Annotated in this window: 19 protein-coding genes; 7 read left to right on the top strand and 12 right to left on the bottom strand. The window is 39.4% G+C overall.

Features of this window, described 5'->3' with window-relative positions; all coding sequences use genetic code 11:
- The first annotated feature begins 324 nt into the window (after window positions 1–324).
- Genes ACFPOH_RS13440 through ACFPOH_RS13430 form a run of 3 tightly spaced genes read left to right on the top strand, consistent with a single transcriptional unit; the run spans window position 325 to window position 2,357 of the window.
- Window positions 325–786 (top strand): alpha-helical endospore appendage domain-containing protein, encoded by a 462-nt coding sequence (locus ACFPOH_RS13440; RefSeq protein WP_342580440.1) that lies wholly within the window; start codon window positions 325–327, stop codon window positions 784–786.
- Between the two features lie 30 nt (window positions 787–816).
- Window positions 817–1,329, top strand: a complete 513-nt coding sequence (locus ACFPOH_RS13435; RefSeq protein ID WP_342468465.1) for a hypothetical protein — start codon at window positions 817–819, stop codon at window positions 1,327–1,329.
- 5 nt (window positions 1,330–1,334) lie between these two features.
- The gene (locus ACFPOH_RS13430; RefSeq protein WP_342580441.1) at window positions 1,335–2,357 is read left to right on the top strand and encodes a glycosyltransferase; all 1,023 of its coding nucleotides are present in this window, start codon (window positions 1,335–1,337) and stop codon (window positions 2,355–2,357) included.
- A gap of 46 nt (window positions 2,358–2,403) precedes the next feature.
- Here ACFPOH_RS13430 and ACFPOH_RS13425 read toward each other — a convergent pair whose 3' ends face one another.
- The 4 genes from ACFPOH_RS13425 to ACFPOH_RS13410 all read right to left on the bottom strand — a co-directional run bounded on the left by ACFPOH_RS13425 (window position 2,404) and on the right by ACFPOH_RS13410 (window position 6,577).
- Complete coding sequence (locus tag ACFPOH_RS13425; protein WP_342580442.1) at window positions 2,404–3,495, bottom strand: glycosyltransferase; 1,092 nt, start codon at window positions 3,493–3,495, stop codon at window positions 2,404–2,406.
- A gap of 186 nt (window positions 3,496–3,681) precedes the next feature.
- Window positions 3,682–4,737 carry an NAD(P)/FAD-dependent oxidoreductase gene (locus ACFPOH_RS13420; protein ID WP_342468458.1) on the bottom strand — a complete coding sequence of 352 codons (1,056 nt, stop codon included), beginning with the start codon at window positions 4,735–4,737 and terminating at the stop codon, window positions 3,682–3,684.
- Between the two features lie 186 nt (window positions 4,738–4,923).
- The gene (locus ACFPOH_RS13415) at window positions 4,924–6,162 is read right to left on the bottom strand and encodes a Zn-dependent hydrolase (protein ID WP_390310135.1); all 1,239 of its coding nucleotides are present in this window, start codon (window positions 6,160–6,162) and stop codon (window positions 4,924–4,926) included.
- Between the two features lie 130 nt (window positions 6,163–6,292).
- Entirely contained in the window at window positions 6,293–6,577 is a 285-nt protein-coding gene (locus ACFPOH_RS13410) for a phage holin family protein (protein ID WP_342468456.1), read from the bottom strand.
- A gap of 202 nt (window positions 6,578–6,779) precedes the next feature.
- Here ACFPOH_RS13410 and ACFPOH_RS13405 point away from each other — a divergent pair, with 202 nt between their 5' ends.
- Window positions 6,780–7,736, top strand: a complete 957-nt coding sequence (locus ACFPOH_RS13405; RefSeq protein ID WP_390310133.1) for a zinc-binding dehydrogenase — start codon at window positions 6,780–6,782, stop codon at window positions 7,734–7,736.
- A 277-nt stretch (window positions 7,737–8,013) separates the two neighbouring features.
- Window positions 8,014–9,636 (top strand): methyl-accepting chemotaxis protein, encoded by a 1,623-nt coding sequence (locus tag ACFPOH_RS13400; RefSeq protein WP_342468454.1) that lies wholly within the window; start codon window positions 8,014–8,016, stop codon window positions 9,634–9,636.
- Between the two features lie 17 nt (window positions 9,637–9,653).
- Here the strand turns inward: ACFPOH_RS13400 and ACFPOH_RS13395 are convergent, their stop codons facing one another.
- Entirely contained in the window at window positions 9,654–10,244 is a 591-nt protein-coding gene (locus tag ACFPOH_RS13395; protein ID WP_390310131.1) for a hypothetical protein, read from the bottom strand.
- A 93-nt stretch (window positions 10,245–10,337) separates the two neighbouring features.
- Between ACFPOH_RS13395 and ACFPOH_RS13390 the strand changes: the two genes are divergently transcribed.
- A complete protein-coding gene (locus tag ACFPOH_RS13390) occupies window positions 10,338–11,405 on the top strand; it encodes a CotH kinase family protein (protein WP_342580447.1) in 1,068 nt (355 codons plus the stop codon).
- A 106-nt stretch (window positions 11,406–11,511) separates the two neighbouring features.
- Here ACFPOH_RS13390 and ACFPOH_RS13385 read toward each other — a convergent pair whose 3' ends face one another.
- Genes ACFPOH_RS13385 through ACFPOH_RS13370 form a run of 4 tightly spaced genes read right to left on the bottom strand, consistent with a single transcriptional unit; the run spans window position 11,512 to window position 14,928 of the window.
- Window positions 11,512–12,855 carry an ArsB/NhaD family transporter gene (locus ACFPOH_RS13385; protein WP_342580448.1) on the bottom strand — a complete coding sequence of 448 codons (1,344 nt, stop codon included), beginning with the start codon at window positions 12,853–12,855 and terminating at the stop codon, window positions 11,512–11,514.
- A complete protein-coding gene (locus tag ACFPOH_RS13380) occupies window positions 12,856–12,993 on the bottom strand; it encodes a hypothetical protein (RefSeq protein ID WP_390310129.1) in 138 nt (45 codons plus the stop codon).
- A 27-nt stretch (window positions 12,994–13,020) separates the two neighbouring features.
- Window positions 13,021–14,412, bottom strand: a complete 1,392-nt coding sequence (locus ACFPOH_RS13375; protein WP_342468448.1) for a hypothetical protein — start codon at window positions 14,410–14,412, stop codon at window positions 13,021–13,023.
- Between the two features lie 42 nt (window positions 14,413–14,454).
- Window positions 14,455–14,928 carry a hypothetical protein gene (locus ACFPOH_RS13370; protein ID WP_342468447.1) on the bottom strand — a complete coding sequence of 158 codons (474 nt, stop codon included), beginning with the start codon at window positions 14,926–14,928 and terminating at the stop codon, window positions 14,455–14,457.
- Window positions 14,929–15,648: 720 nt separating this feature from the next.
- Between ACFPOH_RS13370 and ACFPOH_RS13365 the strand changes: the two genes are divergently transcribed.
- On the top strand, window positions 15,649–16,089 hold the full coding sequence (locus ACFPOH_RS13365; RefSeq protein ID WP_342471241.1) for a spore coat protein: 441 nt from the start codon (window positions 15,649–15,651) through the stop codon (window positions 16,087–16,089).
- A 74-nt stretch (window positions 16,090–16,163) separates the two neighbouring features.
- Here the strand turns inward: ACFPOH_RS13365 and ACFPOH_RS13360 are convergent, their stop codons facing one another.
- From ACFPOH_RS13360 to ACFPOH_RS13350, 3 genes are all read right to left on the bottom strand, one after another.
- On the bottom strand, window positions 16,164–17,024 hold the full coding sequence (locus ACFPOH_RS13360; protein ID WP_342580450.1) for a zinc ribbon domain-containing protein: 861 nt from the start codon (window positions 17,022–17,024) through the stop codon (window positions 16,164–16,166).
- A gap of 146 nt (window positions 17,025–17,170) precedes the next feature.
- Complete coding sequence (locus tag ACFPOH_RS13355; protein WP_390310126.1) at window positions 17,171–18,154, bottom strand: tRNA dihydrouridine synthase; 984 nt, start codon at window positions 18,152–18,154, stop codon at window positions 17,171–17,173.
- Window positions 18,155–18,418: 264 nt separating this feature from the next.
- Window positions 18,419–20,413 carry a methyl-accepting chemotaxis protein gene (locus tag ACFPOH_RS13350; RefSeq protein WP_390310125.1) on the bottom strand — a complete coding sequence of 665 codons (1,995 nt, stop codon included), beginning with the start codon at window positions 20,411–20,413 and terminating at the stop codon, window positions 18,419–18,421.
- Between the last annotated feature and the right edge of the window lie 276 nt (window positions 20,414–20,689).

The following is a 20,689-nucleotide window of genomic DNA, read 5'->3' as shown; positions in this document are numbered from 1 at the left end:
CCCTTTAAGGGTCAGCTGGAAAAGTAGTGCGGTTGGCGAACCATTCGATGCCCCTTTAGGGGTTGGCCAGTAATAAAGGCTTCTAGCCGCAGAACAAACCACCCGTTCACACGGGTGGTTTTGATTTGAAATCACTCATTACAACATCAATTTTACTCAGTTTTCATTTGGAAACTAGTGACAGGCACTCTGAAATTAATGATTCAAAAATGAACGAAATCATTGAAATTAGGCACAAATCCAGCTTCGTTTCAATAAACTAGAGGGTGTATGAGAGTACATTGAGCCACATGGATGGTTATCTATTTAAGGAGGTCACTTTGAATGTCTTTGCCTACCATTCCCGATATTACTCCTGAGATTACATTAGATCGATGTAAGACCATCAATTTATTGCTTTCTTCCATTGCAATGGAGGAAATTGGTCTTTCCCATATTTTGAATGCTGAAGCCGAAAAACTTCAAATGTTTATAAAAAAGTCTCCTTGCGATTTTCATGGCTACTTAAAAATCAATGAGAGCGTCAATCAAACGTTGCGCACCGTAGTGAAATCGCAAATCTTGCTCCAATTCAAGCTTGAAGATGTGGTGACACTGAATCAAAAATCTTGCTGTCATCCTCGTAAACATTACAAATGTAAAGAATGCAAGGAAGAGAAAGATTGTAAATGTAAACATCATCATTGTAAAGACCCGTTCGATTCTTCATTATGCTATTGCCCTAACAAGAAGAAGAGGGATTGTCATTGTCCAAAGTGTAAATCCGAAAAAAATTACGATCATTAAGCATTATGCTTTTTACGAGGGGGGTGAACAATGGAAGAAAATCATCAAGTTGAGTTGCTACAATGTTCGCTGAACTTTTCAACATTCATTCATTCTTTTGCCCAATTCCTGATCAACTTTTTTGAACGTCGCCATCAAACGCAAGAACTATCGGATGAAGAACTGCTTCAAAGTGAAACACAAGTCATCCAATCATTAGTATTAATCGAAAAATTGCACATGCTGCTTTTACTCCACTTTTATATTTACCGAACATTCATTTCTTCCGAAGCAATATCACCTTTTTTTACGGATGCAAATAGAGAACTGTTTGAAAAGATGCAAATGTTATTGCAACAATATCCATTTCTTCTTGAAGAACATCAAATGATTTCCGAAAAAACGGTTGCCCAGATTTTGAACTATTATTACATCCGTATTTATGAAGAAACCAATAAGGAATCGGATGAAGACGAATCAAATCACGTAACGATTATTTTGTCACCCTTACCTCCACCTTGGTTGGCAAACAATATGCATATACCACGGAAAAAGGAAGTGTAGGTTCATTGTCTTCCCCTTCAATTTCCCTTTGTATGATTGTCAAAAATGAAGAGGATTTTATTGAACAATGTTTAAAAAGTGTTCAAGGAATCGTGGATGAAATCATTATTGTTGATACCGGCTCGGACGACCAAACAGTGGAAATTTGCAAAAAATATAATGCCTCCGTTTTCCCTTTTGAATGGAAAGATCATTTTGCTGAAGCACGAAACTTCGCCCTTTCAAAAGCCAAAGGGGATTGGATTTTGTGGCTCGATGCGGATGAAGAAATGGAAACCGGCCATGAACAATTGTTAAAGCAAACCTTAAACAATTCCACTGCGACCATGTATTTAATGCCCGTTTTGAATTATTACGGCGAAACATTTCCGGTAAATCCGAAAAATGCATTTATCTATTATCAACAACGTTTATTTCAAAATCATAAAGGAATTAAATTCTATAATCGCATTCACGAAGCCCCTATTTTCCCAACTGTCCAAGATTCCAGCTTCACAACCGATTATTTGGAAATCCCCATCCATCATTATGGATATATCGAAGAATTAACCGCCAAGCGCAATAAAGCAGAACGAAACCTGAAGCTTATCCAAGAAGAATATAAAGATCCGAATCACAGCCCATGGATTGAGTATCATTTGGCAAATGAATATTATCGCAGCGGAGATTATAAAAAAGCCTTTGATTATCTAAACGAATCGATCTTCCGGTTTTTGCTGGAAGGCATCAAACCGCCTTCCATCCTCTACCGCTTAAAATACGGCATTCTCGTCGATACGAACAGTTTGGATCACGCGTTGGAAGGAATTGAAAAAGCGATTGCATTATACCCTGATTATGTTGATTTGCATTTTCTAAAAGGATTGATCCTTTATCAAACGAACCATTATCATGAGGCTTTGGCAAGTTTTGAAAAATGCCTGGAGCTTGGGGAACAAAACTCCAAATACTTGATCCTAAAAGGAACAGGAAGTTTTAAAGCGGAACATTATAAAAAACAATGTTTGGAAAAATTGGGTAAATCTTAAAAAATAAATGCATGAAAACAGGCTGTATCTATCTGATACAGCCTGTTTATTTTTCATCGCCGACTTCTTTAAAATGTTTTCTGAAAAACTCTTCATTATAAAGAACCGCCCGGTCATTCGGACGATATTCTTTGGCTTTTTTATTATATTCAACGGCCATTTCTTTATCGCCTTTGTGCCAGTGGCAAACGCAAAGCTGCAAGTATGGATACCAAGTGGAGTATGCCTGTTGTACAATACCCAGAATTTTTGATGTATCAACCATTAAAGCCAACTGATACCACATAATCGCTTTATCGTATAATTTTCTTTCAAGATACAAATCACCCATTCGGCAAGAAACTTCCGGTCTCGGCACATCATATTGTATTGAACGCACCAAAGATTCAATCTCTTTTTCCAGATTCCCTAATCTTCTGTAACAATAAGCCATATTGATGCATGCACGGATTTTTTCTTCTTCCCATACATCTTCAAGCTTCAAAAATTCTTCGTAATGTTCGATTGCTTTTTCATACTGTCCATGATCTTTTAATTCATTGCTGTAATAAAATAAATCTCGAGGTGTAAATTCTTCCCCTTTTTTCAAACGCTTTTCATAGATTTTTAAATTCCGGTCACTGGAGTCTTCCTTTTTTTCCCTTCGATGAGTAATCGCTGTATCTGAATGCAGCACTTTTCCGGAAACCTCCAAGTACTCATGGACTGCCCCTTTCCAAACAAAGTTTTTCTCCCTTTTCACCAGTCTGTATCTTCTAAAGCTAAAGGTTGGATTATTATACTCATCAAAAGCAAGATGATAGAGCATCGACACCGCATCCACTTCGGACGGCAATTGTTCCTTTAACTTTTTGAATTTCTCCCGATCCTCATCTAAAAGGACATCATCCGCATCCATCCAGAAAATGTAGTCTTTCGTCGCCTGCTGAAAAGCAAAGTTTCTTGCTGCCGAAAAATCATCCTCCCACTCAAAATCAAAAACTTTATCCGTATATTTCCGGGCGATTTCCTTTGTTCGATCGGACGAGCCCGTATCGGCAATAACGATTTCATCCACAAGATCTTTTACGCTATTTAAACAGCGCTCCAGCACATTTTCTTCATCTTTGACAATCATGCATAAGCTGATTGTAACCATGCATCAATCCTCCATATATACAGAATTCATATTAGTATATGAATGAACTAGATTTTGTGAGCCGGCAAGTCTTCCCCTGTTATAGAAAAAAGGACATGGCCTAACACCATGTCCTTTTTTTTCCATCCGCTATTTCCGGATTTTTTCAAAGTCCTTATTATAAAACCCCGCATTTCTATAAACACACTAACATGAACTGATCATTTTATGAATGAGCTCCCGGTTTTTTTGATAAAAGATTTCATTATGCGAAGACACCATACCCATCGCTTCCGCATCAGGTTGAACGTACAGTTTTGCCTTATTCACCGCTTTGATGGCATCCGGGAATGTTCCGGCAAGCAAGTGGACTTTTCCTTCATAATCCACCGCATCTCCCACCGCATAAAGTCCCGGAACATTGGTTTCGCAATGTTCATTTCCTTTAATATAGTACTCATTCACGAATTCAACCTTTAATGGACTATTTTCAAATAATGATTTTTCTCTTATGTAGCCATGGTTTACAACCACTTCATCCACCGTTACATTTGTGACTTCTCCCGTTTCATTATTTGTCAATTCCACTTGCCCTATGGCTGTGCCCTCCTGGTCAGGAATCAATTTCGTAATTTCCGTATGGAAAAGGCATTCCACCGTGCTGTTCATCAATTGGGAAACTTGGGCTTCATGGGCATTCAACTGGTCTTTCCGATACGTTAAATATACTTTTTTTGCAACCGGTTCCAACTCATTACACCAGTCAACCGCTGTGTGGCCGCCCCCTGAAACGAGGACAACTTTGTCTTTGAATTTCTTTAAAGATTTGATTGTATAATTTAAATTGGCGCTATAAAAATTGGATGCGCCTTCCACCTCCAGTTTTTGGGGAGTGATGATGCCTCCTCCGATTGCCAAAATGACCGTTTTGGAAAAGTGGGTTTGTCCGCGATCCGTTTTTAATACGAAAATCCCTTCATCGTCCTTGGAAATCTCCGTCACCTTTTCCCCTAACACAATGGTAGGCTCAAAGGTCATTGCCTGCTCCACCATCTGCTGAATTAATTTCTCCCCGGTAATCGGTGTTAATGCCCCCACATCCCAAATCAATTTTTCGGGATAAACATTGACTTTCCCGCCCAAATAATGCTGGGATTCGATAATTTTGGTTTTCATTTCCCTTAAACCGCTGTAAAAGGCGGAAAATAGTCCACTGGGTCCTCCGCCAATAATGGTCACATCATATATATCATGTAATTTCATTATGAATCCTCCTGGTCAAAACCCTGTTACGATAATGATAATCAATCTCATTATGAATTTTAACATACCAACATTCACATGGGAATGGACAATTTAATTGGACACTGAAAATAAAATGTTTATTCAATTAAAAAGCAAGGTTAAGAAAGTAGCTTTCCTTCTTCCTAACCTTGCCTATGTTTGGCTTTATTCATTGCATGTTGCATATTGAAGGACCATTTCCTCCAATACATCGACCCCTATTAAAATATCCTCCAAACTCGTAAATTCGTCCGGGTGATGGCTGAGTCCATTTACCGACGGAATGAAGATTAAACCTGTTGGACAAAGTTTCATCATATTCATCGCATCATGGCCCGCACCGCTCGGCATTTTTTTATAAGGGATGTTTTTCTGTTCACATATCTTTTCCGTCAGTGTTATGATTTGTTCCGAAAGCGGCACCGGCTCTTCGAAAGACAGCTCCTGGCAAATCACATCCAATCCCCGTTTTTGTTTAACATAATGGATCGTTTCATGCAGATGATTTACGACCCTTTGACGAGATTCAATGGAAGTTCCGCGGATATCCACTTTGATTTCCACTTCCCCCGGCACCACGTTCATGGCGCCGGAAGCAACCTCGAGCACTCCGACCGTGGCAACGGTACCATACGGTTGTTCTTGTATTGCGATCTTTTCCAATTCCAAAGCGATTTCCGACGCACCAAGCAATGCGTCTCTTCTCAAGTTCATCGGCGTCGTGCCGGAGTGGGAAGGGGCCCCAATAATTTTGATGGCATACCGGACGGGAGCCGCAATGCCCGTGACAATGCCAATTTTTTTATTTTCCTTTTCCAATACGGGTCCTTGTTCGATATGCAATTCAAAAAAAGCTTTGATCGGCTCGCCTTGTCTATTTGCTTCTTCCACCGTATCTATTTCAAGCGCGCATAAAGCCATTGCTTCCTCCAGGGTGATGCCATTCCGGTCTTTTAAGTGTCTATATTTTTCTTTATCAAACATTCCGGCCATCGCTTTGCTTCCCAATGTGGCGACACCAAAACGGGAAGATTCTTCACAGGCGAAGGAGATTACTTCAATTGGATGATCCGTGATAATCCTTTTATCATTTAGCCGGTGCACCACTTCCAATGCCGCGATCACACCCACGACCCCATCAAATTTACCGCCTTGATATACCGTATCCAAGTGGGAGCCCACCAAAACGGGAGGAAGGTTTTTCATTCTCCCTTCCCTTCTTGCAATCACATTTCCGCATTGATCCATACGAACGGCAAGTCCCGCATCCATGCACATTCTCATGAACGCTTGCGTGCAGGCTTGTTCTTCATTTGTATAGGCAACTCTAGTAATTCCTATTTCTCCGGAATTATATTGGTTCATTTTGTCCAACAGAGTTTGATATCTTTCTTTCGAATTCATAGACATCACCCGCCTCATCATTTAACTGTATTTAACCATTATATGATAGATTTGCTACCAATATAAACTATCTTTGCAGGCAAAAATAAAGAGGCGGGTTTTGTCCCAGCCCCAATAATTTTGTACCAAATCACTCTTTTCCGTTTCTCTCCTTTTTCGCCAGGTAATTTGCTTTGTGGAACAAATCTTTCATCAAAGCGGCTGCTCCTGCCACCAATATCCCTTGCAACACCGCTTCAACAACCCAGCCGTAATTGGCGATGCAAAAAGCGATCCCCAAAACCACTTGAACCCATGGAGTGACCCAAGGAGGGACTTTCGGGGTCCGGTTCAGGAACAGCCCGATCAAATAAAGCACAGGAATCATCACGACCGATTCAGGATATATATAATTTTCCAATATAAAAAAATCCATCTTTCATCCCTCTTTGTTCCAGAATGAATTGAGTAAAATCTATAAAGATTCCTCTAAATATTCTATGTTCAGGGTGAAAAAACGGTTCTTTGGCAATAGAACGTTGCTAGTTTAAAAAAATTAAAATTTTAACACATTTGTTACTTTTTACATTAAATAATAAGGGTACAATATTATTGACTATTAATATTGGAGGCGTTTTATGATGAGAGGATGGCTATTTTCCGGTACAAACAAACCATTGCAATTGATTGAAAAAGAAGATCCAAAGGCGATTCCTGGCCATGTAGTCCTTGAAGTGAAGGCTGCCGGTCTTTGCCACTCAGATGTCGCAGCATTGCAAGATCCGGGCTGGATGCCTTTGTTCCCGAATGGACCTGTCATTATGGGCCATGAATTTGCCGGTGTCGTTATTGAAGTGGGAGAAGGTGTTGAAGATTTAAAAGTTGGGGATCGCGTCGGAGTAAACCCGATGGATCGGGAAACAAAAATTACCGCCGGGTATAACTATGATGGCGGATATGCGGAAAAAGTGCGCGTTCCTGCTAAACAATGCGTTAAAATTCCTGATGGCGTTTCCTTTGTGGAAGGAGCAGCTGCAACCGATGCCGGCATCACAGCTTATCGTGCCCTCTTCACCATCGGACAAGCCAAAGAAGGTACAAAAGTGGGGATTATCGGTGTCGGCGGACTTGGACAGTTTGCTCTGCAAATGGCATTAATCAAAGGATGCAAAGTATACGCGACAGATATTTCTCCAGAGGCCAAACAATTGGCAAAAGAACTCGGCGCACACAAAGTGTACGATTCGATTCTTGATATGAAAGAAGCGGAATGTGACGTCATTGTCGACTTTGCCGGTTTTGGACAAACAACGGCGGAGGCATTGGAAGCGATCAGACCTCAAGGAACAGTCGTCATCGTTGGTATGGGAATTTTGGAAGCCAACATCAACACTTACTTGATGATTACAAAAGAAATTAAACTGTTAGGAAGCAACGGCGGCACTGTTGAAGACTTGAAAGGTGTATATGATTGTTTCGCGACAGGAAAAATGGCTCCAAACTTGGTCACAATCCCATTCGAAGAAATCGACAAAGGTTTGGAAAAATTGAAAAACCATGAAGTAAAAGGTCGTTTGGTGGCTGTATTTGAATAACTAAATTACCGATATAAAAATCAGGTTTCAATTTTTGGAAACCTGATTTTTATTTGGATTGTTCCAAAATGGACACTTTTTCTCGTCCAACACAAAATATATTACTTTTTCACTAACATTTTCTTAAAACCAAACTGATTTACTGGTATAATAGAATTAATTTACATCATTAGCTGAGTCTTTTGGTATTATTTCCTATATTAGCATTACTAAATACATAGTTGATTTTCACAAAGGGGATCAAACATATTTTTCTATCTATCCAGGGGGAATTTGTATGGAGAGATTATTACGATCAAGTGTTGCAAAAAAAGCGCTTATGAAAGTGCAAAATGTGGCCACAAAAGTCAGAGACAAGTGGGATTATGAAAAAGAGATTGAAGAGCAGATAAGTGTAATTCGGGACGTGTTGGATAAGGAGCTGGATCGGGACGAATATCTGGTCATTGTCGATGAAGACGGCTTCGGATACATCCATACCAACCGTTTAAGAGAAGGTTCTTCTTTCAATGACAAAGTCGGTTTGGCAGCTGCACAGACTAACACAGGATTGCTGCAAATCTATCCAAGAAATACGGGAGAAATACTGATTGATGCATCATGTCCACTTTTAACGGATAAAAATGGCAAACGCTTTAATATAAGATTGGGCAGGCTTGTTCACGAGCCGTTTATCGGGGCCATTTTCGGAAGTTTAACAGCGGTCTCCGGCATCGTTTCCGCCATCATCACATACATAGCAAGCAAAGACATCGTCGCCGCAGCCAGTGTCTTATTCGGTACTTCGATGGTGAGCGGGATTTTAAGTTTCATTTTCCACCATATCATTATGAGAAGATTGCGGGAATGGTATGGGGTTACGAAAAAAATATCTTCCGGAAACTTGAATGCCCAGGTCGAAAAGGTGGGCTTCCGCAACGAATTTCACCAAATCGGTTATGAAATCAATAAAGTCATTTTAGGACTCCGCGCAATCATCGATGAATTTAAACATGCCGCCGAAACCGTGGAGCGGATCAGTAAAGAGCAGGAGAAAGAAACACAACGAATTTCTACTACTTTTGAAGAATTGTCGGCAGCTGTTCAAACTTTCCGAAGCGGTGCCGAGACACAGCGGTATTCGATTGCCAATGCCAATGAAATGGTGGAAACCATGATGAGTCAAGTTCAAGAGATGCAGGAAGAAGTGGAAAAAGCGGTTTCAGGTGCGGACGAAGCATTACAAAATGCCGGAAAGGGACAAGAAGCCATTCAATTTGCACAACAACAAATGGAAAAAATCCAAAACGATGTTGTCAATTCCGCATCGAAAATTTTAAAAATTACCCAAGAAGCCAATATCGTGAAAGAGAAAGTTGCTTCCATCACCCGAATTGCAAAGCAAACAAACTTGCTTGCCCTCAATGCTTCCATTGAAGCTTCCCGCGCCGGGGAGTCAGGGAAGGGATTTGCCGTTGTAGCCAATGAAGTTCGGAAACTGGCGGAAGGAACGAACGAATTTGCGGAAGAGATTATGACTTTATTAGAAAAAACATACAACGATTTGGAAACGGCCGTCAGCCAAGTGGAGAATAATGTTAAAGCAATCGATAAAGGCATGGAAGCCGTTTCCCAAACAGACAAAGTGATTGAACAATTGATTCAAACCTCTGTTTCCACTAAAAACTTGGTATTGAATAACCGTAAATTTGTAGATCTTGTCCATGAAGATGGAAATAAACTTCAAGAAATTATGAAACAAGTGAACACCATCGCAAATGACTTTACAAATATGGTAGCCGCAACAAATGAGAGCGTGGATATTCAAGTGGAGGCAATTAACACCCTCGCGCAGAATGCTTCAAAACTTGCGGAAGAAGCCATCCACTTGAACGGTATCATTAATCGGTTTCATTATTAAGTAGTGCCAGGCACTTATTATGTGCCTGGCTTTTGCTTTTCAACATACTCCTTCACTTTCTGCTGGATTTCAGCAACCAGGGAGGAGTTGATGTTTCCTTCCCTTCCTTTCGAATCGCGGCTTGCCATTTGATTTCCTTTCGACCCTTTACTTTTTTGTTTATTTCCTTTGGAGCCACCACTTTTATTGCCTTTGGAGCCTTTACTTTTCTGTTTATCCCCCTTGGAACCGCCGCTCTTATTGCCTTTGGAGCCTTTGCTTTTCTGTTTATCCCCCTTGGAACCGCCACTCTTATTGCCTTTGGAGCCTTTGCTTTTTTGTTTATCTCCCTTGGAACCGCCGCTTTTGTTGCCTTTGCTTCTCTCTTTTCCCCCTTTGGATCCGGCACTTTTGTTCCCTTTTGAACCTTTGCTTCTTTCTTTATTCCCTTTTGATTTCCCTTTGCTACCGTTTGATTTCTTGTTTTTCACTTCAACCGCCGCCTGGAGCAGTTCCGGGTCTTCGATCGGGTTGTTAAACATATATTGAAGTAAATCGTTCTCTCCGGCAATTTCAACCAGTTTTCTGACATCATCAACTAATAAAGTACTAATCTTAATCCCCTCCATATACAAAGATTTGTTCTTTATAGTTTATGTATTTCATTGCTCACGCTTTGGGTGATTTTCCAACTTCAAGAATAATTTTTGGGAGGCATCCATGTGGAAACATATTCCATCGAAATATCTAAGAAGAATTTGAAAAGAATCAATAAAAATATTTGGGCAGATGTTTATGTTGATGCCCGGTTAACCATCAATGACCAACGTTATGACATTCGTATCGGTTTAAGAGGGAATCAACTGCGGAAACACAAAAAGAAATCCTACCATATCATTTTTGAACAGCCTCATTTGATGGACGGACATCACGAAATCCATTTAAATGCGGAATACAAAGATCCATCCTTGATTCGGAATAAACTCTCCTTTGATTTTTTCCAAAAAATCGGTGTGCTTGCACCGGAATCGAGACATATCCGCTTGTTGATCAACGGGGAAAAACAAGGAATCTATTTAGCCATCGAATCATTCGATCAGTATTTTTTAAAAAGAAAAAATTTGCCCGAGGGCTCGATCTATTATGCCACGAATGATGATGCCAATTTTTCTTTGTACACCCCTGAAGGATACTTGAAAAAATCTTTGATGGATGGATATACAACAAAATATTCCTACCAAACCCATGAACACTTGAAAAATATGCTGATTATCATCAACACTTATCCTGATGAAACATTTCGGGAAGAAATTCAAAAAATATTGGATGTTGGGAAATATTTGAGGTGGCTTGCAGGGGTTGTATGTACACAAAACTTTGATGGTTTTATCCATAATTACGCCTTATATCACAATAGTGCCACCCAATTATTCGAAATCTCCCCATGGGATTATGATGGTTCGTGGGGAAGAAACCTGCATGGTGAACCACTTGGGCTTGAATTTGTTCCGATTAAGGGATATAACACTTTAACAGCCAGATTATTGGAAATCGAACAATTTAAGCAAATGTATCGGGGGATTTTGGAAAGCATACTGCAGGAACAGTTCACAATTTCAACCATTCAGCCGCAAATCGATGAACTGCAATCTGAAATTCTGCCTTATCTCCAAAAAGATCCCTACATAAAGAAGCGCAGAAAAAAATTCCTGAAGGAGAGGGATTTTATTCTGCAGTTCATTGAAAAGCGAAACAAATTTTTGCGGGAGCAGTTGGATTCGCTTTATTAATAACTTCTCCCCCCCTATCCAATTGGAAATCCTTTTTCATAGAGGAGGAGAATGAGTGTATTCCGTAATTTCTTTACACCTCATCATTTTATTCCACTCTGATGTTTTATAATAAAACAAGCAATACCCACAAATACAAGCTTAATAGACTGACCGTCAGCGCAACTGGTATGATCAAAATTGTAATACTTATATATTTTCCCCAAGTCATCCTTATATTGTGTTTTTTTAGTATAAACATCCAGATAAGTGTGGCCAATGTGCCGATGGGTGTCAGCAATGACCCGATATCGCTTCCTATGACATTGGCAAGATAGGCAACCTGCAATAATGCCGGATTCAAACCCATTTCCGTTATTGCCAGCGTCCCAATCATTACAGCAGGCAAATTATTGAAAATATTTGAAAGAACTGTCGTCAATATTCCCATTATGATTGTGGCGTTGAATGCACCTTGCTCAACGATCTCTTTGAATGTGGTTATAATCAGCGTATTTAATCCGAGATTTTTCAACCCATATACAAGTACATACATGCTGAAGGCAAATAATAAAATGTGCCATGGAGAATTCATGACCACATCTTTTATGCCCATTCTTCTTTTGAACCAACGGATCGCTATCAGTACAAATGCTCCAATTAAACCGATCAACTCCAGAGGAATTCCGAATGGGGAAAGGGCGAAAAAGGCTCCTCTGGTAATCACCACAACCGCAATGCAAATTTTAAATAAATGATGATCGATATCCGTATCAGCTGACGGATCAAGAGGATGGGTAAAAATATTCGATGGTTTGTCGTGAATCGAAATTAATCCCAATTGTTTCGGAATACTCTTTCTGAATAAGAAATATAGCAGCAGACTCATTGTAAAAATGCCAATCATCGAAGGAATGAACATGATTTTCACATAACCGTTTAAATCCAGACCAACAATTTTCAACGCTATTAAATTGGAAATATTGCTTACTGCTATCGGTGCACTTGAAGCTGTTGCAATCAGTGCTCCGGAAATCAGATATGGAGTGTATTGATGGGGTTTCAATGATAAAAACCGGATAATATGGATGATGATGGGGGTTGTAATGAGAATGCTTCCATCGTTATTGAATAACATCGTCATAAAAAAGCATAATAGATTGATATATACATAGAGCCTGATTCCTGAATTATTCGATTTTATGATAATGTTTTGGGCAATCCATTTAAAAAAACCGATACTCTCCAATACAATGGACATCATAATAGTGGAAAGTATTGTAAGTGAGGGGCCACTTACAATACTCAGAATGTTTTTTAGATCTTGGATGCTTACAAATCCTAGTACGACAATCATCGCAGCCCCTATTGTCACCGGAATCGTTTCATTGATCCCCTTAGGTCTCCAAAGCATAAATGCAATGGAGAGAGTAAAAATGATTAACATGAGAATCGTAGAAAAATCTACCATTTAAACAGCCGCCTTAGATTCTTCAAATGTCGACTTGGTCGTTTCCACCACTGCTTCTTCCTTTGTTGGCACCGGTGATTTCAGAAATAACTTATAAAACAAAACACCTACAATTGAGAAGTAAAGGAGCATAATCAATGTTTTCCCTCCTTCTCCTATCAACCTTTAATAATAACGTCTCTCCTTTAACTGCAAATACATTTTTTCTGCATGTTTCATGATGGCTCTATATTGGTTTTCCATGTGATACATTCTTTCTGCAAATTTCATTAATGCATAGTACTGATATTCCAATAGCCGCTTATTATCTTCCATGAGCATTTTCACCGGCTCATGCAAGAAGTCTGTTTCTTCACCGGAAGCTGCGTGCACGATTGGCTCCAAAATCTCTTCAACGTTTTCTTCCGCATTTTCCTGCTCCGCTGCCACCGCAATTTCTCCGGTCACTGGTTGAATTTCATGCACTTGATCAGCCGGTTGCTCTGTTTCTTCCAAGGATTCAGAAACAATTCCGATGTCGAAGTCTTCTTTCTCTGCAATTGCTGCAATATCTTCTGTCAAAGCAATATCCGTTTTTTTTAGTTCCGGATTCAATTCATCTGTTTCCTTGTTCTTATCACTTGGAACATCCGCTTCCATTGTCGTCAATTCCCAAGTGCAATCTTGTATTGGAGAGTTGAATTTTACTTCTTGGAAGTGAGGTCTTTTTTGGTGTTTTTTCTTCTTTTTAGCGAGTGTGGCTGTCTGCTTTTTCTCCATATCTTCATCCGCTGTGGTTGATTTTATTTCAATCTCTTGCGGGTTTTCCGATTCGTTTCGAGGTGATTCGTGAAGGAAGGTGTCATTTGCCGTAATTACTTCGATATTCTCATCTTGGACCGTTACGTTTGTTTGTTCTTCGTGCTGTTCTTCTTGTTGGGCAACTGTTGTTTGTTCCGGAGAATCCTGATGCGTCGTCTCTTCTTCATTTGCCCTTGGAACAAGCTGTTTCATTTTTTCTTTGATTGTTTCCGCTATCGCTTTTTTCTGCTCTTCTGTCAATTGGTTATCCGTGTTAGACAAGTTTGAATCTGATGGAACAAAGGTGATGTTTGATGCCGCATTGGATACAAGATTTTCGATTTGATTTTCATCCACTTGCTCATTAAGAACATTTGTAATTTGCGATTTTAATATAAAGAATTGTCTGTCTCCGTTAATCAATAATATATAGTCGTTGAAAACCCTGCTAAGCACTCCCGAAAAGCTTTGATTGTTGAAACTGTTGACGGTGATCCATTGCAAATACATTGTTTTTAGAATTTCATCCAGTTTCGCCCGGTTGATGGTTGCAATTTTTGAACCGTTATTGTTTAATCCTGAATCATTCACATTCTTCGAAATGGCTTTGATTTGGGTGATAGGAAAATATAAAATCTTTTCATCCGCTTTAACAATCAAATGATCATCTTGAACACTTAATAAGGTGCCATGAATGGATTGGTTTTCAGCCAGAAATAATTCGATCTCTAAGCCTTCTAAACCTCTGATAGTATCCAACAAATTATCCGCATTCAAAATTAGGGCCTCCTTTTACATGCAATCCGCACAAAGTTTCCCCTATTGTTGGCTGTTTTCATCCTGTTGTTTTTCAGGTTCTTTCTTTTCAGGTTTCAAGCCATAGCTCACATTGCGGATATGGAACATTGCTACACGGATGACTTCATTATTTTTGACGATAGTGGCATAATCATCAAATATTTCTTCCAATACCCCTTCCACTGACTCAGGTCCTCCACGGTTAATTTTCACCCATCGATGACGCAACTCTGTCAATACGGATTTGAAATCCATAAAGCTCTCAAACCGTTTGAAATCTTCCGGCACTTCTGCATTCAACTTCATTTCATTTCTTGAATCTTGTGTAATGCTTTTAACATGTTGCAGTTTATAGAACACTACACCGTCTTGTTCCGTCAATAATGCGAAATAATCACTTTGTGCAGAAATCACTTTTCCAACCCTTGACTCAGGTCCTCCACGGTCAACTCTGACAACTTTGTTCAATAAAGATTGCATAAGCTCCCTGTTCATTGTTGTTCCTCCCATTATAAAATTCATTATTATTTATACGTGTAAAGGCAAAAAGGTACATAGTTATACGCCTATTCATCAATAATTAGGGATTGGCGTTATGTTTATTGTATGAACGGTGAATGAAATCTGATATTGATTATTCATGACAAAACATAAAAAAGCCGGATTTGAATTGAATCCGGCTTTTTTTATGTGATGGAATGTTTATATAGATGTTCTTTTTCATTTCCCCTGATTTTCGGCCACTTCCATTGTCAAAGTCCGACTAAAAAATTCTCCATTCAGAAAAATTTCTCTCCATACTTTTTATACCTTCACTTTCACCAAAAGGAATCCGGTTTTTTTCTATTATATTTTTCTAAAAAAACTCGTAATAATTACCCAAATATAGATTTGATTCTCACATAATCTAATGGCAGCCAAATAGAAAGGAGGGATTATATTGGACAGGAGAAACCGCCGTATGAATTCCGTTACCGATCAAAGTGTGAACCTTCTGATAGACAGTGTCCTTAAAAGGAACGGGGTAAAACTTAGAAAACCCCGATTAAGCGTGCAAGAAAAAAGAAAGTTAAAAAACTTGCTTATGGACTTAGAAAATAATGTGAACAAATTGGTGAAAACAATTAAGAAGTGAGACCCATAAACCGCAAAAGGAGGAATAATGGCATGGGCAAAAGCACAGTTTGGCGTGGAAATATGCCTGCTGTTGAAGGAATCGATATGACTAAAAGAAGTAGAGAAAGAAGTTGGAGTGCATTAGATCCTTCTTCCGTACATCCTATGGATCGGGATAAAAACAACTTGGAAGGATCAATCGATAATATTCAAGAATCCTATGAGCAAATTATTGTCATTGATTCAGCAGATGTTGAAATTACAACGACAGATACGCAAGCGGCATTGTCCCTGCAAGTGGCATTGCAGGCTGCCATCAGTTTGGTTCTCAGCATTTCCATTGGCAGCAGCAGAGAAGCTGAAAGAATCACGCAAGAATTAATTGCAAATGTAAAATCAAAACAAATCAATAGACAACAAACATATGTCGAAAATTCCAGAGGAGTCAGAATTACTACAACTGACACAGATCTGATCATCAACATCCAATTATTACTGCAAATTTTAATCGCTTTAATGGCAAGAATCGACGTCCTCTAAAGGTCAGAATGGATCGTGCAGCGCCGCAAACGCTGCACCCTTTACTATTTTTTTCAGCCAAATAATACCGTTTATCAGCGTAATAATAGTGAATAACTCTCGATGACCGGCACTGTCATTTGTTCTTCCAGATGTTTGGCCGTTGAAGCGGTTCCCAACACTTTTCCATATATCTCCACTTGGTCATTTAGGCCGACTTCATAATCCTGCTCTTTTCTTTTTACATATACCACTTGATTTTTTAACGGTTCCGTCGACATATCAATCATCATATATTCAGTGCCATCCAAAAGAAAGACTTTGCCCGAAAATTTGACCAGCTGTTTTCTTTGGCTTCCATAACGTTCAAAGGCGATTTGATGCAACTCATCATAATCCACTTCAATCGCGTGATTCTTTAAATAATTCAATGAGTAAGCATTCAACCCGGTTTGACCGGTTGCCCCGCTTGTCAAGCCTGCCACGATCAACATCCCGATGATGATTCCGCCTTGAATGAAAATCGATTTCATCATCTCTCCGAATCCACTTTTTATAAATGCCACCATTATGTAATACAATCCAAAAAATAAATGGACGATCAAGATGGACAGAAAGATGTCGCTGACACTTTCTTTATTATAAATGGAGATGAAACTTGCAATTCCAATGATGATAAGTTCCACGATAAGAATGGCCCGTGCGTTTTCGGTTAATTTTGGCCATTTTGATGTTTCTTTCGGATTTTTTGCCGGCTTCGGCTGAAATTCCTCATAATGGTGTCCACATTTTATGCAATAAAGGGTATGATTGCTGTTTTCTTCCTGGCATTCCGGACATGTCCAATAGAAATCCGTTTTGGCATCTTCTTTGTAATAACCGCACTTCAAACAATAGGTTGCATGGCTGTTGTTCATATGATAACAATGGGGACAAGTCCATTTCGGCATTGTCATTCACATCCTCATGATTTACTCATAATTCAATCATACATAGAAATTTCTGAAAAATCCAAAATTACAGTTACAATGACCATTTGTTATATATTTTTTCTCCATTGAAAAAAGACCATCTCATATTGGATGGTCTTTGGACAGGTGCTTTATTTTACATAAGCCGATAAATCAATCCGCTGCTCCATTTCTTCCAGCAACGCTCTTACTTCCTCCGTAGATTTTGTATTCATCAAGCGGTTTCTCAACTCACTTGCCCCACGGAAGCCTTTTACATAGATTTTGAAGAAGCGATGAAGCGCCGTAATGGAACGTGGTATTTCTTTGATAAACTTGTCATGCAAATCTAAATGATATCTCAATAAATCTAAATATTCCTGAACGGTATGCTCTTTCGGCTCTTTTTCAAAGGCAAAAGGATTTTTAAATACGCCCCTTCCGATCATAATTCCGTCCACACCATATCGTTCCGCAAGTTCAAGTCCCGTTTGACGGTCAGGAATGTCGCCATTGATTGTCAAAACCGTTTCAGGCGCAATACGATCCCGAAGTTTCTTAATTTCCGGAATAAGTTCCCAATGGGCAGGTACTTGGCTCATTTCCTTTCTTGTCCGCAGATGAATGGAAAGGTTGGCAATCTTTTGTTTGAGAATGTGAGTAAGCCACTCTTCCCATTCGCTGATGCTTGTATAACCCAACCGTGTCTTCACACTCACAGGAAGCCCGCCCTCTTTGGCCGCCTGGATCAATTCACTTGCCACGTCCGGCCGTAAAATAAGTCCGCTGCCTTTTCCCCGTGATGCGACATTCGGCACCGGACAGCCCATGTTAATATCGATCCCTTTAAATCCTTCTTCAGCCATGCCAATACTCATCTGGCGGAAATATTCCGGCTTGTCTCCCCAAATATGCGCCACAATCGGCTGCTCATCTTCTGTAAACAATAAACGTCCCCGTACGCTTTTCCGGCCATCCGGATGACAATAACTGTCCGTATTTGTAAATTCGGTGAAAAATACATCCGGTCTGCCCGCTTTGCTAATCACATGGCGGAATACCACATCTGTTACATCTTCCATTGGGGCCAATACAAAAAATGGTCGAGGCAAATTCAACCAAAAATTCTCTTTCATTCAAACCTCAATTCCTCTCATGATGATAATCTTGAAACAGTCTCCCACTGATTATTTACATATTCTTATAACATGATTTCTTGCTTGTTATCAAACGTAAAAGTATGGATATTCTATATTCTCCGTTAATTAATATAATATAAATCAACCAATAATGAAAAAGACTTCGTCCGGATTTCAACAAACTGAAGAAAGTTGCCAGTGTCTAAAATGGCATGAAAAGAGCTTCTCGGGGTTTATTCCCCAGAGAAGCTCCCATTCCTTTTAATATTTGAAATTTGAAATGGCTGATTTCAAATCTTCGGCCATGGAAGAAAGCGATTGGGCAGAAGCGGAAATTTCCTGCATTGCCGCCAATTGTTCTTCCACAGATGCAGCCACTTCTTCGGAAGCGGCGGTATTTTCTTGTGCCACTTCCACAATTCCTTCCATCTCCAGACCAACATTTCGAATGGCACTGGACATCTCCAAAACGGCTGTAGAAACTTCCTCCATTTGCGGTGAAATTTCCTTCGTTGTTTGTAGAATCCGATTGAATTTCCCAATGGCTTCTTCAGTAATCACCACTCCGTCTTTTACATCTGTCGTAATCCGTTCCATCGTCTTCACTGTATTTTCCGTATCCGCTTGAATTTTTTCGATAATCGCATGAATTTCCTTCGCCGAATTTTGTGTCTGTTCAGCAAGATTTCTTACCTCATCGGCAACAACCGCAAAACCTTTGCCATGTTCGCCTGCACGGGCCGCTTCAATGGCTGCGTTCAACGCAAGAAGATTCGTTTGATCCGCAATATCGGTAATCACTTTTAAGATTTCATTCACTTCCTTGGAACTTTCATATAAAGATTGGATGATATCTTGTGATTCACTGACAGATGAATGAATAAATTTCATCTGTTCCACTGTTTTAGACATCGCTTTTCCGCCTTCATCCGCCTCTGCAACGGATTGATGGGAAAGATCCGTTACTTTTGATGAACGCTCCGCAATGTATGTTACGCCACGTGAAACTTCTTTAAAAATTTGGGATACTTTCTCAACCGTATTGGTTTGCACCTCTGCGTTTCTTGATACCTCTTGAATGGAGTTGGCCACTTGTTCTGTCGCGGCGCTTGTTTCTTCGGAACTTGCAGACAGCTGTTCTGCCGTAGCGGCGACATTTTCAGCTGTTTCATCAATTCGGTTGGTGAGTGTACGTAAACCATCAATCATTTCATTAAAAGCATTTCCCAATTTGGCGATAATGTCATTGGACCGTATTGCCGCATATTGGGTCAAATCCCCTTTGCTGACTTTTGCCGATAATTCAACGATTTGTTTAATCGGTTTGCTCACAGACGAAATGATGAAGACCACCGCAATCGTTCCACAAATGATCGCAAAGATCCCCACCATCAAAGAGGTGTACAGAATGGACGCGTTAGCTTCATCTATCTCCTTTTTGTCGATCAACCCGCCGATTTTCCATTTGGTCAGTTCATTCGTCACATACACTATTGCGACGGATTTTCCGTTTAATTGTTCGTTTAACTGACCCCTCTCTTTTTCATGCAGTTTTTCAAAAACCGATCCTTTCGCTTCACTTCCCAACTCAGCATTGGGATGGGCAATATATTTGTTGTTATCGTCTATAACAAAACCATAGCCTTCTTTGCCAATATGTATATCTTTGACTACTTCTTGCAATTTATTCAGATTGATATCAATGCCCACTACGCCTTTACCATCGTTGACTGTTTTTGAAATGGTGATTACCATTTCGCCTGTACTTGCCGCAACATAGGGTTCGGAAATAATCACTTCGCCTTTTTGCTCCATCGCCTGTTTATACCAATCTCTTTTTCTGGGATCGTATCCTTCCGGAACCCCCAACTCCGCCGGCTCCTTTACAAACTTCCCATCTTCGTTTCCTAAATAAACACCGGCAACTTCCGGATGCGATTCCTGATAAAAATCCAGCCATTTCCGTATTTCCAGTTGATCCGTCTCTTGGAACTTGGATGTTTTCATTTGATTTGTGAGTACATGAATGTCCGTTATTTTAGGTTCAATCACATCGTTAATGACGATATTCATCATCGATACATTATCCGAAATATCATCCAATATTTGTGATTCCAATTTTTTCTTTGCAGACTGATAAGAAATTACTCCAATTAACATAGAAGAAATAATCAAGATTAAGGTCATAAAGACAAGTATTTTCACATGGAAATTACGAATACTGAATTTATGTATTTTTGTTGAGGTATTTTTCATTTCTCCACCTTCCTCTAATGATCAACCATTGCTGTCAAACGGAGCCTATTTTTTTATCGATAAAACTTTTATTTTTTAGATATGTTTTTTTATAGTTTATATTTTGTAAAACTTAAGAAAAATCTTTATAAATAAAAAATTTTTATGATTGAGAGTTTTGCAAAATTAGATTTTTATTAAAAAGAGTTTTAAAAGAAACCCAAATAAATTGGGGTATTTTGTATCTTTGGTTTACAAATATTCTGTTTGTCCTTTTTTGGGCGTACTTGCAGAATT

This window comes from Ureibacillus suwonensis (assembly GCF_042655065.1).
Classification (GTDB): domain Bacteria; phylum Bacillota; class Bacilli; order Bacillales_A; family Planococcaceae; genus Ureibacillus; species Ureibacillus suwonensis.
This window is presented reverse-complemented; position numbering and strand designations above follow the sequence as displayed.